This window comes from Nitrincola alkalisediminis, from assembly GCF_009821115.1.
Lineage (GTDB): Bacteria > Pseudomonadota > Gammaproteobacteria > Pseudomonadales > Balneatricaceae > Nitrincola > Nitrincola alkalisediminis.
The window spans coordinates 450,015-464,041 of record NZ_VYTY01000002.1 but is presented as its reverse complement, the minus strand read 5'-3'; the positions used below and the strand labels follow the sequence as shown (position 1 = coordinate 464,041).

Annotated in this window: 14 protein-coding genes and 1 pseudogene; 3 read left to right on the top strand and 12 right to left on the bottom strand. The window is 47.1% G+C overall.

The genetic code is table 11. From position 1 onward, the window contains the following. Positions 1–82: 82 nt before the first annotated feature. From purD to accB, 9 genes and pseudogenes are all read right to left on the bottom strand, one after another. On the bottom strand, positions 83–1,366 hold the full coding sequence (gene purD, locus F5971_RS05295; protein WP_036509612.1) for a phosphoribosylamine--glycine ligase: 1,284 nt from the start codon (positions 1,364–1,366) through the stop codon (positions 83–85). 26 nt (positions 1,367–1,392) lie between these two features. After that, positions 1,393–2,976, bottom strand: coding sequence for a bifunctional phosphoribosylaminoimidazolecarboxamide formyltransferase/IMP cyclohydrolase (purH, locus tag F5971_RS05290; protein WP_036509302.1), 1,584 nt, complete (start codon positions 2,974–2,976; stop codon positions 1,393–1,395). A 34-nt stretch (positions 2,977–3,010) separates the two neighbouring features. Next, positions 3,011–3,289 (bottom strand): DNA-binding transcriptional regulator Fis, encoded by a 279-nt coding sequence (fis, locus tag F5971_RS05285; protein ID WP_051514318.1) that lies wholly within the window; start codon positions 3,287–3,289, stop codon positions 3,011–3,013. Positions 3,290–3,313: 24 nt separating this feature from the next. After that, on the bottom strand, positions 3,314–4,294 hold the full coding sequence (gene dusB / locus F5971_RS05280) for a tRNA dihydrouridine synthase DusB (RefSeq protein WP_036509306.1): 981 nt from the start codon (positions 4,292–4,294) through the stop codon (positions 3,314–3,316). 150 nt (positions 4,295–4,444) lie between these two features. Then, a complete protein-coding gene (locus tag F5971_RS05275; protein ID WP_036509308.1) occupies positions 4,445–5,308 on the bottom strand; it encodes a DUF3426 domain-containing protein in 864 nt (287 codons plus the stop codon). Then, positions 5,309–5,410: pseudogene (locus tag F5971_RS18785) on the bottom strand (MJ0042-type zinc finger domain-containing protein); the annotation flags it as partial. A gap of 8 nt (positions 5,411–5,418) precedes the next feature. Further along, positions 5,419–6,318: a 50S ribosomal protein L11 methyltransferase gene (gene prmA / locus F5971_RS05270; RefSeq protein WP_036509310.1), complete on the bottom strand. Its 900-nt coding sequence runs from the start codon at positions 6,316–6,318 to the stop codon at positions 5,419–5,421. 154 nt (positions 6,319–6,472) lie between these two features. Then, positions 6,473–7,813: an acetyl-CoA carboxylase biotin carboxylase subunit gene (gene accC / locus F5971_RS05265; protein ID WP_036509312.1), complete on the bottom strand. Its 1,341-nt coding sequence runs from the start codon at positions 7,811–7,813 to the stop codon at positions 6,473–6,475. Positions 7,814–7,844: 31 nt separating this feature from the next. Continuing rightward, positions 7,845–8,306: an acetyl-CoA carboxylase biotin carboxyl carrier protein gene (gene accB, locus F5971_RS05260; RefSeq protein ID WP_036509314.1), complete on the bottom strand. Its 462-nt coding sequence runs from the start codon at positions 8,304–8,306 to the stop codon at positions 7,845–7,847. Positions 8,307–8,731: 425 nt separating this feature from the next. On the opposite strand from accB, the gene F5971_RS05255 reads away from it, so the two are divergent. Continuing rightward, positions 8,732–9,499 carry a ParA family protein gene (locus F5971_RS05255; protein ID WP_036509614.1) on the top strand — a complete coding sequence of 256 codons (768 nt, stop codon included), beginning with the start codon at positions 8,732–8,734 and terminating at the stop codon, positions 9,497–9,499. A gap of 4 nt (positions 9,500–9,503) precedes the next feature. Here the strand turns inward: F5971_RS05255 and F5971_RS05250 are convergent, their stop codons facing one another. Further along, positions 9,504–10,058 (bottom strand): hypoxanthine-guanine phosphoribosyltransferase, encoded by a 555-nt coding sequence (locus F5971_RS05250; RefSeq protein WP_425489320.1) that lies wholly within the window; start codon positions 10,056–10,058, stop codon positions 9,504–9,506. A gap of 221 nt (positions 10,059–10,279) precedes the next feature. Here F5971_RS05250 and upp point away from each other — a divergent pair, with 221 nt between their 5' ends. Next, positions 10,280–10,906, top strand: a complete 627-nt coding sequence (gene upp / locus F5971_RS05245) for a uracil phosphoribosyltransferase (RefSeq protein ID WP_112159288.1) — start codon at positions 10,280–10,282, stop codon at positions 10,904–10,906. 9 nt (positions 10,907–10,915) lie between these two features. Continuing rightward, complete coding sequence (locus F5971_RS05240) at positions 10,916–12,226, top strand: uracil-xanthine permease family protein (protein ID WP_051514307.1); 1,311 nt, start codon at positions 10,916–10,918, stop codon at positions 12,224–12,226. A gap of 55 nt (positions 12,227–12,281) precedes the next feature. Here F5971_RS05240 and ppa read toward each other — a convergent pair whose 3' ends face one another. Further along, entirely contained in the window at positions 12,282–12,815 is a 534-nt protein-coding gene (ppa, locus tag F5971_RS05235; protein WP_036509320.1) for an inorganic diphosphatase, read from the bottom strand. Positions 12,816–12,905: 90 nt separating this feature from the next. Then, complete coding sequence (locus F5971_RS05230; RefSeq protein ID WP_036509322.1) at positions 12,906–13,886, bottom strand: class 1 fructose-bisphosphatase; 981 nt, start codon at positions 13,884–13,886, stop codon at positions 12,906–12,908. Positions 13,887–14,027 lie beyond the last annotated feature (141 nt).

Below are 14,027 nucleotides of genomic sequence, written 5' to 3'. Positions count from 1 at the left end.
GGCTGTTTTTTGAAGGGGACTAGAGAAAAACCAAAGCCGCGATAAGCACGGCTTGGTTTTAGAAAGGTGTAGGTGCCGTGTGTTACGATGTTTCGCGAGCAATGGCGCGATAGCCAATGTCCTGGCGGTAAAATGCCCCATCCCAATGGATCATTTTGGTTAAGGCATAGGCTTTCTGCTGTGCATCCAGAACGCTGTTACCCAAGGCAGTAACGCAGAGAACACGTCCACCTGCTGTAACGGCTTGTCCGTTTTCAAGACGTGTTCCGGCATGAAAGACGCGACATGACTCAGGTGTGGAATCTGGAAACGAAATGACATCCCCTTTACGGTATTCTCCAGGATAACCACCGGCTGCCATCACTACACCAACAGCGCAACGTGAATCCCATTCGGCTGTAACCTGATTGAGTGTTTTATCCAGTGCGGCGTTGCATAAGTCAACAAGACTGGATTGTAAACGCATCATAATCGGTTGTGTTTCAGGATCACCAAAACGGCAGTTGTACTCAATGACTTTTGGAGCCCCCGTCGCATCAATCATCAAGCCTGCATATAAGAATCCGGTATAGGGCATGCCTTCAGCGGCCATTCCTCTAACCGTTGGCATAATGACGTCACGCATGACGCGATCATGGATTTCAGGCGTGACAACAGGTGCAGGTGAGTAAGCCCCCATCCCACCCGTATTGGGGCCAGTATCGGCATCGCCAACACGTTTATGATCTTGGCTGGTTGCCATAGGGAGCACATGTTCACCATCGACCATCACGATAAAGGATGCTTCTTCGCCTTCCAGAAACTCTTCAATGACAACACGGTGTCCTGCGTCACCAAAGGCATTACCGGCAAGCATGTCTTTAACCGCTTCCTCAGCTTCTGCAAGGGTCATCGCAACGATGACGCCTTTGCCCGCTGCTAGACCATCCGCTTTGATAACAATCGGGGCCCCTTTTTCTTGAAGGTAGGCCAACGCTGAGTCTACATCTGTAAAGTTTTGGTAGTCGGCGGTTGGGATCTGGTGTCGAGCCAAGAAGTCCTTGGTAAAGGCTTTTGAGCCTTCCAGTTGAGCGGCTGCAGCACTTGGGCCAAAAATTCGCAGGCCTTCCGCTTGAAAACGATCAACCACGCCGGCAACGAGAGGTGCTTCTGGGCCAACAATCGTTAAGTCAATGGATGTGTCTTTTGCAAATTGAATTAAGCCATCGATGTCCAATACATCAATCGTAACGTTGGACATTTTCTGCTCAGTTGCCGTAGCGGCGTTACCTGGAGCAACGAAGACTTGTGTAACGCGTGTGTCTTGTGCAACTGACCAAGCTAAAGCGTGCTCACGCCCGCCTGAGCCGATAATCAAAATGTTCATTGCTTGTTCCTGTAATTGAAGGCCCATTAGTGACGGAAGTGACGCATGCCCGTAAAGACCATTGCCATGCCATGTTCGTTTGCAGCATCAATTACTTCTTGATCACGCATTGAACCGCCTGGCTGAATAACCGCCGTGATTCCCGCTTCGGCTGCAGAATCGATGCCGTCTCGGAACGGGAAGAAGGCGTCTGATGCCATGACCGATCCCTTGACTTCCAATCCTTCATCAGCGGCTTTAATGGCGGCGATACGTGCCGAGTAGACACGGCTCATTTGTCCGGCGCCAATACCAATGGTTTGACCATCGCGTGCATAAACAATCGCATTGGATTTGACAAACTTAGCCACTTCCCAGCAAAAGAGCAAATCACGGATTTCTTGCTCACTGGGTTGACGTTTGGTCACGATCTTAAGCTGTGAAGCATCAATCATGCCTAGATCACGATCTTGGATGAGTAAACCGCCGTTGACGCGTTTGTAATCCAAAGATTTGGACGGATGTGAATCCCATTGTCCGCATTCGAGTAGGCGCACGTTGGGTTTTGCAGCCACAATTTCAGAGGCTTCTTGGGTAACAGAAGGGGCAATAATCACTTCAACGAATTGACGATCCACAATCGCTTGGGCAGTTTTTCCATCCAACTCACGATTGAAAGCAATAATGCCGCCAAAAGCCGAGGTTGGATCAGTCAAAAAGGCGCGGTTATACGCATCCAAAAGGTTCTCGCCGATGGCCACACCACAAGGATTGGCATGTTTTACAATCACACAGGCAGGGTCACGGAAAGGTTTGACACATTCCAGAGCCGCATCGGTATCGGCGACATTATTGTAAGAAAGGGCCTTGCCTTGCACTTGTCTTGCCGTGGAAACGGAGGGCTCAGATGGGTTGGCTTCAATATAAAATGCCGCTTTCTGGTGAGGGTTTTCGCCATAACGCATTTCTTGAGCTTTGATGAATTGCGTATTGAACGTGCGCGGAAACGCTGATGGGAGCTCTTCATCACCCTCGATAATGGCGCCAAGATAGTTGGCAATCATACCGTCATATGCTGCAGTATGCTCGAAGGCTTTGACGGCAAGATCGAAGCGTGTTTTATGAGACAAGCCTTGATTTTCATCCAGTTCTTGAATAATAACGTCATAGTCTGATGCGTTGACAACGATCGCGACATCTTTATGATTTTTAGCCGCTGAGCGCACCATGGTCGGTCCACCGATATCGATATTTTCGATGGCCATGGCAAGGTCGCAATCTGGACGGGCAATGGTTTGAGCAAAGGGATAAAGATTGACAATCACCATGTCAATTGCCGAAATATTATGTTCTTGCATAATGGCATCGTCCTGACCTCTACGGCCGAGGATGCCACCATGAATCTTAGGGTGCAGGGTTTTGACACGACCATCCATCATTTCTGGAAAGCCTGTGTAATCAGAGACTTCAACCGCACTAATTTGGTTTTCAAGTAAGAGTTTGTAAGTCCCACCCGTTGATAAAATTTCAACACCACGCTCAGTGAGGGCGCGTGCAAAGTCAAGGATTCCGGTTTTATCGGATACACTGATCAGTGCACGACGCACTGGGGTGATAGTTTGCTCAGACATAAGGGGTTCCGGCCAGCAATTGATGGTTCAAAAATTAAAGCAATCCGTACTGTTTTAGTTTTTTGCGCAGGGTTCCACGATTCAAACCCAGCAGCTCAGACGCTTTGGTCTGATTGTCTTTCGTGTAAGCCATAACGCTTTCAAACAATGGAGCTTCGATTTCAGACAGTACCATTTGGTAGACATCTGTAACCGGTTGGCCATCGAGTTGTTTGAAGTAGCTTGTCATGGACTGATGAACACTGTCCCGCAATGTTTGCGGAGGTGTGGTCTGTTGTGCAGTTGAGGCTTGTTTCACGATTTTATTGTCCATTGCGTTCATAAGCGTATCCCGATGTCAGGCGGCAGCGGAATTGGTCGAGGCTAAAAAAAGCACCAATTCGTTTACTTGCTGTTCTGCTGTGTCAATTGAATTAAAAAATTTCCGGAACTCGGATCCTGTTTGCTGTACGTTCAGATACCAGCCTATGTGCTTTCTAGCAATTCGAACACCTAACACTTCACCGTAAAAAGCATGTAAAGCCTGTAGGTGCTCAAGCATGATGTCATGGACTTCCTGGGTCTCAGGCGGTACTGCATATGTACCTGTTTTCAAAAAATGATCAATCTCTCGAAATAACCAAGGTTGGCCTTGGGCCGCACGCCCGATCATAACGGCATCAGCACCTGTCTGTTTTAGCACGTCAGCTGCTTTATTCGGTGAGTCAATATCCCCATTTGCAAAAAGGGGAATGTCGATAACCTCTCGAATTCTGGCTAACGTTTCGTATTCAGCTTGGCCACGATAGGCATCAGCACGCGTCCTGCCGTGTACGGCTAAGGCTTGAATACCCGTCGCTTGAGCCATTTGAGCGATTTCGATGCCATTTTTGAGCTCGGATGACCAACCTGTTCTCATTTTTAGGGTCACAGGGACGTCGACAGCACTCACAACAGCTTCCAGAATCTGTTTTACTAGCTCAGGTTCACGCATCAACGCCGAACCTGCTGCGCGGTTACAGACTTTTTTGGCAGGGCAGCCCATATTGATATCAATAATCTGGGCGCCGCGCTCGACATTCATTTTAGCAGCATAAGCCATCATGTCTGGATCTGATCCAGCAATCTGGACAGAGCGAGGGCTGGTCTCACCTTGATGGTCTAAGCGAAAGGCAGATTTATGGGTTTTCCAAAAGCTGACATCGCTAATGACCATTTCGGAAACGGCAAGTCCCGCTCCCATTCGTCGGCATAATTGACGAAAGGGTCTGTCAGTGATCCCCGCCATAGGCGCCAGAATAACTTGGCTATTTATGATGTAGGGACCGACCTGAAACATACTTAACCTTAAAAATGAGTCAAAAAAATATCTGTCCGGTGCAGTTACACCAGAAAAAAAGAGCATTCACGGAAGGTGGGTAATGATACCGCTTCTGGCCGAGGGCTCCAAGTCGATTCTGATGATTTTTTGATCTAAAGATCAGTTTGTTTAGTGAGAGGGCAGAATGTTGAGGGTATAGCCTAAGTGGCCTTCAATGGGTTTCATCATTTCGAGTCCAACCTCAAGTCGCTGTTTTGTTGGCATTCTTTGGGGATCAAACAGGGGAGAGTTGAGATATTCTTGAGGCCTGAAGGCGCGTACCGCAACTTGTGTATTTTTTTGATCCGTAAAAGAGAGGCGCAGGACTGGGAAGGGTTGCGAAAAATGCGCCGTGTTTTCAATCACCAAGCTTGCAATCAACCCATCTGGTTCACGAGGGTGCTGCCTGATGATCAGTTGATGAGACACAATTTCCTGATACGCCTTATGACTGGGTAGGTCGCAATTCATCAATACGCAAATGACCTGGTAGGCACTATCAAGTGCTGGGTACTTGGCCAGAGATTGACGTTCAAACCATAAGACTTGAAAAGTTAGGATTAGAATACCCAAAAAGCACATGAGCATAATGGGTAGATCATTGCTTTTGGGCTGTTTGAAGTCAGGGTTGCGTAGATTCAGTGGTTCCGCTTTTATATCTAAAAACGGTTTGCCCTGAAGGGCTTCCGTATCGATCTGAGCGGTGTTTAGTTGACGAAGTTGAGATGCAAGCTGAGATAAAGGTTGCTCGATAGCGTTTGAATTCGGCGTTTGCTGTGGTGCATGCAGATCATTGGCTAATTTGATTGCGTCAGATGCATCGTCGGAATCATTCGTCTGGGCAAACAACGAGGTGTTGATGTTGTTTTCATCATCTGACGATGGGGGTTTTAGAAAATCTGTTGAGTGTGAGCCGATGTGGGGGTTATGACCCACATCGGTTGTTTCCGGTGAGTCTGTCCATGTCGGTGTTTCGGGCAGAGCATCAAACACACTCAAGCACTTCCCACACCGAACCTTTCCCGAAGCTATTTTTAGGTGGCCAGGCGTAATTTTGTATTGCGTATGGCAGTGAGGGCAGTGGGTGGTAATCATTTCTATATTCACGAGCGGCGCGTACCACTGAGGCGAATCCAGCCTTCTTTTTCGACAGGAGCTTCCATAATAAAGCTGTTGCTGTAGGTGTCAATCAGTTCATCGGCTTGAGCAGACAGTAAGCCAGACAGTAAAAGCTTTCCGCCGGGTTTAACTAATTTAGAGAGCGTAGGACATAAGCTATTGAGTGGACCTGCTAAAATGTTTGCAACTAGGATGTCCGCCATATCCGTAGGCATCGATTCGGGATAAAACGTGTGAAGAAGGTCACCGTGCAGTCCGTTTCTTAGTAAGTTGTCTTGGGTGGCTGACAAGGCTTGCGGGTCTATATCGACGGCATGTACTGATTGTGCGCCTAACAGGAGTGCGGCAATCCCTAATATGCCGGAACCGCAGCCATAATCTATGACAAACTTATCATTTAAATCTTCGGCATCTAGCCATTCCAAGCATAGGGCGGTGGTTGGATGGGTGCCTGTTCCAAACGCTAACCCCGGATCGAGAAGTAAATTGACTGCGTTTGGGTCAGGGACCGGTTTCCAGCTTGGGCAGACCCATAGGCGTTGACCAAACTTCATTGGATGGTAATTGTCCATCCATTCACGTTCCCAGTCTTTATCTTCAAGTATTTCGGCTTTGATACTAGGAAGGTTTTCAGAGTCAGGCCATGTTGCCATCTGCTCTGCTTTGATCAATGCGAGGGTTTCATTTAAATCATATTCGGCATCAAACAACCCCGTGACGATGGTGTTGGACCATAAGGGGGTTGTACCTAAGTCGGGCTCGAAAATGGGTTCATCTTCTGCGTCTTGGTAACTCACGACGGCGCATCCAGCCGCGAGAAGAATATCCTCGTATTGTTCAGCGCAGTCGGGTGTAGTTGATAACGAAATTTGTAACCAGGGCATGATGACTCCAATAACAACAGAATGCGCAAAGTATCGCTTAATCAAAGCATGATGTCAGCCGTTCTTCTGTCTGAAGGTGGATAAAAACCTAGGGTGTAAGAGGCGTTTACGTAATTACACAAAAAAAACCCGCTGTTAAGCGGGCTTTTCTGAATCAAAGACCGAGCTTTTTCTCAAGATAATGAATGTTCACACCACCGTTTGCGAAATTGCTGTCGCGAACAATATCCTGATGAAGTGCGATATTGGTACGAATACCATCAATCATCGTTTCATCAAGTGCGTTTTTCATTCGACGTAACGCTGTTTCTCTGTCCTCACCATAGGTGATGAGCTTAGCAATCAGCGAATCATAATGAGGTGGAACGGTGTAACCATCGTATAGATGAGAGTCAACGCGAATACCGTTACCGCCTGGGGCATGGAAGTGTGTGACTTTGCCTGGGCAGGGAAGAAACGTTTTCGGGTCTTCAGCATTGATGCGACACTCGAAGGCATGCCCGCGTAGAACAATATCTTCTTGCTTGAATGACAGCGGGAGACCGGAAGCGATGCGTAATTGCTCTTTTACAATATCCACACCTGTGACTTGCTCTGTTACCGGGTGCTCGACCTGAACACGCGTGTTCATTTCGATAAAGTAAAATTTGCCATCCTCATACAAAAACTCAAATGTACCCGCACCGCGATATCCAATGTGAATACAGGCATCAACACAGGCTTTGAAAACAGCTTGGCGTGCTTCTTCATCAATCATCGGTGCTGGAGCTTCTTCGACGACTTTTTGGTGGCGGCGCTGCATTGAGCAGTCACGGTCAAATAAATGGATAGCATTGCCTTGACCATCAGCCAGTACCTGCACCTCAACGTGGCGAGGTCTCTCTAAGAATTTTTCCATATAGAGGGTGTCATCACCAAATGCCGCACCCGCTTCTGAGCGAGTGACATGAATGGCATTCAGGAGATGGGCTTCGGCTTGAACAACACGCATACCGCGCCCGCCACCACCTGCTGCGGCTTTAACAATCACAGGGTAGCCAATTTTGCGAGCGATCGCGAAAAGCTCATCATTGTTGTCTGGAAGAGGGCCATCTGATCCAGGCACTGTCGGTACACCGGCTTTTTTCATCGCAGCAATGGCTGAAACCTTATCCCCCATCAGGCGGATAACATCAGCAGTTGGGCCAATGAACGTAAAGCCAGAACGTTCTACTTGCTCAGCAAAAAGAGCGCTTTCAGCTAAAAAACCGTATCCAGGATGTATGCCAACCGAGTCTGTGACTTCAGCTGCGCTGATCAGTGCAGGAATATTTAAATAGCTTTTAGCAGAGGAGGCCGGTCCAATACAAACGGCTTCATCAGCGAGGCGTACGTGCATCAAGTCACGATCGGGCACAGAATGAACTGCAACAGTTCGAATGCCCAACTCTTTACATGCTCGCAGAATTCGCAAAGCAATTTCACCACGATTGGCAATCAGAACTTTGTCCAGCATCTTGGAAAGATCCTTACGTTAAATTGAGGGCTTAGACGATTGTGAACAGAGGTTGATCAAACTCAACGGGTTGTCCATCTTCAACCAAAATCGCTTCAACAACACCCGATTTGTCTGCTTCAATCTGATTCATCATTTTCATGGCTTCAACAATACAGATGACATCGCCAGCTTTAACTGTTTTACCTACTGCGGTAAAAGCAGGTGAGCTAGGTGATGGCGCACCGTAAAACGTACCGACCATCGGTGAACGGATGACGTGACCTGTAGATGCAGCAGGTTCAGCCGCGGGTGCTGCAGCGCTGACAGGAGCGCTTTGTGTAGCAGGGGCTGGCGCTGCACTCATGTAATGTGGAGCGGGCTGGTAAACAGGTGCGCTAATGCTTGAGCCGCGACTAATGCGAACCGACTCTTCACCTTCTTTGATCTCAATTTCGTTGATATTGGATTCTTCAAGTAGTTCGATCAGTTTTTTGACCTTACGAATATCCATTCTTTAGCTTCTCTGTAGTCATGGGGTTGATCGCGTGTATTTGAACACAAATTGAACACCTAAGCCTCTCGCACTCTTATCCTTGTTAATTAAAAGGTAAGATTTTTCCATCTCAAGACCTAGCTTGAACGTGCAGCTTGCGTCTTTCGTGCAAGTTTTGTAGAGGATTTGGACTGCTTTTCGCATTCAAAAATATTGGATAATTTTGCCTTAAATTAAGACCAGTGTCTATTTGTATGGAATATTTTTGTGTGTTAGCGGCTAGTTAGGCGAAGTTAAGCGCATTTTGTTAAGATCAATCGCTTTTATATCGGCTTAGATGTTCTTTGGCTTCAACAACGTTGACCCGTGCGTTGATTTTAGCGATAGTGCGTTGCATTAAAAGCGAACGTCAGCTTGTTGAAGTTGGCTCTGGAGAGGTGGGTATGATCAGAGTGGTGTTCAACCAGAAAGGTGGAGTGGGTAAGTCCAGCATTGCGGTGAATTTGGCTGCAATTAGTGCAACAAAAGGGATCAAAACGCTGATTATTGACCTAGATCCGCAATGCAATTCGACGCATTACTTACTGGGTGATGATGCAAACTTGCCGCAAACAGATGTTAAAGATTTTTTTGAGCAAACATTAAGTTTGCAGCTTCGGCCTCAGTCGCCCTTGCAGTTTGTGCATCCGACACCTGTTGAACATTTGTCACTAATGCCTTCGAATCCTGAATTAGGTGATTTGCAATCGAAGCTAGAGACGAAGCATAAAATCTACAAGCTTCGTGATGCATTGGTTGAGTTGAAAGAACACTTTGACGCCATCTACATCGATACACCGCCTGCATTTAATTTCTTTACACTTTCGGCACTGGTCGGTGCTGAGCGCTGTTTAATCCCCTTTGATTGCGATGAGTTTGCGCGCCAAGCGTTATATAGCCTACTCAACAATGTTCAAGAAACACGAGTAGATCACAACTCAGCCTTGGTTGTTGAGGGAATCGTCGTCAATCAGTTTCAGCCGCGTGCTTCTTTGCCGCAGCGCTTGGTCGCAGAATTAGAGGCTGAAGACGTGCCTGTGATGAAAACCCGTATTTCATCCTCGGTCAAAATGAAAGAGTCGCATAATGCGGCGCAACCCTTAATTAAAATGGCGCCAACCCATAAGTTGACGCTGGAGTTTATCGCACTATACGAAGAGCTGCATGGGTGATGCTTTACATCCCTTTTACGGCATAAATACCGGGAGCGTTTCGCCAGTAACCTTTGTAATCCATTCCATATCCGAAAATATAGCGGTCTGGTATCTGTAAACCGACAAAGTCTGCCACTAAATCTGGGCGGGCTTTTCGGTCATGCTGCTTATTGATCAGAACCGCACTATAGACTTGGCTTGCACCTTGCCCATGACAGTATTCTAGAATTTCGGCAAGCGTGTGCCCTTCGTCCAGAATGTCGTCCACAATCAGCACAGGCCTATTTTTGAAGTCAATCATTGGAGGAACTTTCCATTCGAGTGAGTGACCCGATGTGCTATTTCGATAGCGAGTTGCATGTAAATAGCTGGCTTGTAAAGGAAAGGTTAGTTGTGTGAGGAGTTGGCCTGTGATGACAAGGCCACCATTCATAACGCTGAATACCACAGGGTTTAATTGGCTTAATGCGTCGGTAATGTCTTTTGCCATATGGGTAATGGCATCTTCAACCTGTTGCTGAGTGAAGAGAAGGTCTGCTTCATCAAAGACGTTTTTAATTTCGTTCAACTCAGGCATGGTCATCTTGTATCTCACTTCATATTCAAAAGGTATCTCGCTGCGCAATTCGCAAACGATGCACTCAAAAAATGCAAACGATACTGACCTATTATGAAAAGGGCAATATAGAATATTCAATGATCTATTCAGACAGTTGTTGAAAGTCAGCGGACTTTCCCTAAAAATGCATACCATGGCTCGCCGTTGTGTAGTCGCCAACAATTACCAGAGAGGTTTTCATGAGTGTTCACGAAATACGCCACCCCTTAGTTCAGCATAAATTAGGTTTGATGAGATCTGTGCACAAAAGCACACGGGGTTTTCGTCAATTGGCCGCTGAAGTTGGGTGTTTACTGACCTATGAAGCGACGAAGGATCTTGAATTAGAGCCTTATGAGTTAGAAGGTTGGGCAGGGCCCGTGACGGCCGAGCGCATTAAGGGTAAAAAAATCACGGTAGTGCCTATTTTAAGAGCCGGTTTGGGAATGCTGGATGGCGTCTTGGAGTTGGTTCCCAGCGCTAAAATATCGGTTGTTGGTGTGTATCGTGATGAAGAGACGCTTGAGCCTGTTGCGTATTTTGAAAAGCTCGCAAGTGATATAGATGCACGTATGTCGTTAATTGTTGATCCTATGTTGGCGACAGGTGGGTCAATGATTGCCACGATCGATATGTTAAAAAAAGCGGGTTGCACCAGTATTCGCGCTTTAGTATTAGTGGCAGCCCCTGAGGGGATCGCGAAGGTACAAGCTGCGCATCCAGATGTGGATATCTTCACGGCATCGGTTGACTCTCATTTGAATGAAAAAGGCTACATCATTCCGGGCTTAGGTGATGCCGGTGATAAAATTTTTGGCACTAAGTAGGGGAATATAATGGTTAGCGAGAAAGACGGGACAGAAAAGGCCATGCACTGGCGAACCGCTTTAGCGGGTTCACAAATGCTCTTTGTTGCCTTTGGTGCGTTGGTCTTGATGCCTTTATTAACAGGTTTGGATCCCAGTGTTGCCCTGTTTACGGCAGGCATTGGAACCCTGTTGTTTCATTTTGTGACAGGTGCAACTGTCCCCATTTTTTTAGCCTCTTCATTTGTATTTATCGCGCCCATCATCTTTTCGGTTCAGAGTTGGGGGGTGCCTGCAACGATGGGTGCTCTCTTAGCTGCGGGTGTGGTGTATATGTGCCTTGGGCTTTTCGTGCGTTGGCGTGGTCCTGGGTTTTTGCATCGTCTTTTGCCGCCTGTCGTGATAGGCCCTGTTATTATGATTATTGGCTTGGGTCTCGCACCTATTGCTGTGAATATGGCGATGGGAAAGGCGGGGGATGGTTCGTTTGAGATCTTTCCTTATCAAGATGCGATCTTGGTCTCAATGATTTCGTTGGTGACAACGGCCGCCGTCGCCGTTTTTGCCAAGGGGATTTTTCGACTTTTGCCTATCTTGTGTGGTGTGGTCGTTGGCTACCTTGCTGCACTTTGGATGGGAATGGTTAATTTTGATGCTGTCCGAGATGCCCCTTTGATTGCAGTGCCTGGATTTATCATGCCTGAGTTTCATTGGCAGGCCATTCTTTTTATGATCCCCGTCGCGATTGCACCTGCGATAGAACATGTGGGTGACGTTCTGGCGATCAGTAAGGTGACAGGAAAAGATTATGTCAAAAAGCCCGGGTTGCATCGCACGTTGTTTGGCGATGGCTTGGCGACATCTGCAGCCGCGATGTTTGGTGGCCCGCCGAATACGACCTATTCGGAAGTTACTGGGGCCGTCATGCTGACGCGCGCATTTAATCCAATTATCATGATTTGGGCGGCAGGATTTGCCATCCTGTTAGCATTTGTTTCTAAGTTTGGTATGTTTTTGCAGACCATTCCGACGCCTGTCATGGGTGGGATTTTGATTTTATTGTTTGGTTCGATTGCGGCGGTTGGTATGAATACGCTGATCAAAGCGCGCGTGGATATGGCAGAGCAGCGTAACCTCGTAATTGTCGCGACCGTCTTGGTGTTTGGAATAGGGGGGATGGCATTAGGTGATGGTGAGCTTAGCTTACAGGGTGTCAGCCTTTGCGGCATTGTTGCGATTGTGCTGAATTTGATTTTACCGTCCTCAGCACAAGAGGCCGATGATCTTCATGTTGAACAGGAGGTAGTTGAGGATTTAGTTGAGCACGGGCGTCGAGATTAATCGACGTCCGTGATGTGCTCGGCATCTAGTATCTAGATGCCGAGTGTTTTTTGCATTACTTTGCAGCTTCGTACGCAGCAACCGAATCTAGAATGGCTTGACGAGCCGCCGCAGCATCAGACCAGCCTTCAACTTTAACCCACTTTCCGACTTCTAACTTTTTGTAGTTTTCGAAGAAATGAGCGATACGGTCTTTCGTAAGTTGTGGCAGATCGTTGATGTCTTGAATGTCGTTGTATGCTTGAGACAGCTTTTGATGAGGAACAGCAACCAGTTTGGCATCTTCACCCGCTTCATCTGTCATGTTCAGAATCCCGACAGGACGGCAGCGCACGACAGAGCCTACAGCAACAGGGTAAGGCGTGATCACCAATACATCCAACGCATCACCGTCATCGGCTAGGGTGTTGTTAATGTATCCATAGTTGGCAGGGTAGAACATCGGCGCAGCCATGAAGCGATCAACAAATACGGCATCAGAGTCTTTGTCGATTTCGTATTTGACAGGAGAGCTTTCTGCCGGAATCTCAATAACAACATAGATGTCATTGGGTAGATCTTTTCCAGAAGGTACGTTAACGAAACTCATCGGATAGTTCCTTTAGATTGAAAGTCAATAATAAAATGATATTACTGGCATTATAAAGATAATGCCGTGAGCCTGATATAAGACTAATGATCAGTCATTCTTATTCGCTTGATGGTATTCCAGCAGTGTGTCTACCTCGTTGCGTGAGCCTAAGGCAACGGAAACGCGTTGATGAATCGCGTCTGGTTGAATTTCCATAATGCGTGAGTAGCAGGTGCTGGATTTTCCACCTGCCTGTTCAATTAGCATACTCATGGGGTTGCCTTCATACATCAAACGCAATTTTCCAGGCTTTTGGGGTTCGCGAGAATCCCAAGGATATGTGAAAATGCCGCCACGGGTCAGAATGCGGTGCACTTCGGCAACCATGGAGGCGACCCAGCGCATGTTAAAGTTTCTACCACGACTGCCTTCCGATCCTGCAAGAAGATCGTCAATGTAATTGCGCATGCCAGGTTCCCAAAAGCGCTGGTTAGACATGTTGATCGCAAATTCGGACGTGTCAGCGGGAATGGTGACGTCTTCATGCGTGAGTAAGAAGTCACCAGTGTGTGCGAGTGTAAACATGTTGACACCATCACCCGTGGTAAGTGACAGCACAGCCGATGGACCATAGAGAACATAACCCGCCGCTAGCTGTTGCACACCGGGTTGTAAAAATAAATCAACGGAGTTTTCATGCACACCTGCCGGCACTTCAAGAATGGAGAAGATGGTGCCGACCGAAACGTTAATATCAATATTGGATGACCCGTCTAGGGGATCAAATGTCACTAGAAAGCGTCCATCTGAGTTTCCAAAAACAGGAAAGTCTTCTTCTTCTGAAGCAACGCCTCTAACGATAGGATTGTCCAGTAATACTTTTTTTAAAACTTCATTGGCAATGATATCCAGTTTTTTCTGGGTTTCACCTTGAATGTTGGTGTTGTCGGAGACGCCTAGCACACCTGCAAGCTCACCCTCACGTAGCTGTAAAGCGATTTCCTTACAGGCCAGCATTAATGTATCGATGAGTTCAATCAGTTCAGAATCAATTTTTTTGTGCTTTAAGAAATTGCTCAGAAGTTGCATTGCGTTCCATGTCCCCAGATTAGTCAGTCGGTATCAAATTTTAAACCCCATTATTTTAAGCGATTTTGCATGAAAATGCATGATAAATACGGGCCGTCAGTGATCAAAAAACAGATGTTTTATTGGTTTCGATGGCAGAAA

Coding starts and splice junctions, on each gene's coding strand:
- accC (WP_036509312.1), bottom strand. CDS start 7,813: ATGCTGGACAAAGTTCTGATTGCCAATCGTGGTGAAATTGCTTTGCGA.
- prmA (WP_036509310.1), bottom strand. CDS start 6,318: ATGCCCTGGTTACAAATTTCGTTATCAACTACACCCGACTGCGCTGAA.
- dusB (WP_036509306.1), bottom strand. CDS start 4,294: ATGTTTCAGGTCGGTCCCTACATCATAAATAGCCAAGTTATTCTGGCG.
- fis (WP_051514318.1), bottom strand. CDS start 3,289: ATGGACAATAAAATCGTGAAACAAGCCTCAACTGCACAACAGACCACA.
- ppa (WP_036509320.1), bottom strand. CDS start 12,815: ATGAGTTTCGTTAACGTACCTTCTGGAAAAGATCTACCCAATGACATC.
- purD (WP_036509612.1), bottom strand. CDS start 1,366: ATGAACATTTTGATTATCGGCTCAGGCGGGCGTGAGCACGCTTTAGCT.
- purH (WP_036509302.1), bottom strand. CDS start 2,976: ATGTCTGAGCAAACTATCACCCCAGTGCGTCGTGCACTGATCAGTGTA.
- F5971_RS05230 (WP_036509322.1), bottom strand. CDS start 13,886: ATGCAACTTCTGAGCAATTTCTTAAAGCACAAAAAAATTGATTCTGAA.
- accB (WP_036509314.1), bottom strand. CDS start 8,306: ATGGATATTCGTAAGGTCAAAAAACTGATCGAACTACTTGAAGAATCC.
- F5971_RS05250 (WP_425489320.1), bottom strand. CDS start 10,058: ATGCCTGAGTTGAACGAAATTAAAAACGTCTTTGATGAAGCAGACCTT.
- upp (WP_112159288.1), top strand. CDS start 10,280: ATGAGTGTTCACGAAATACGCCACCCCTTAGTTCAGCATAAATTAGGT.
- F5971_RS05255 (WP_036509614.1), top strand. CDS start 8,732: ATGATCAGAGTGGTGTTCAACCAGAAAGGTGGAGTGGGTAAGTCCAGC.
- F5971_RS05240 (WP_051514307.1), top strand. CDS start 10,916: ATGGTTAGCGAGAAAGACGGGACAGAAAAGGCCATGCACTGGCGAACC.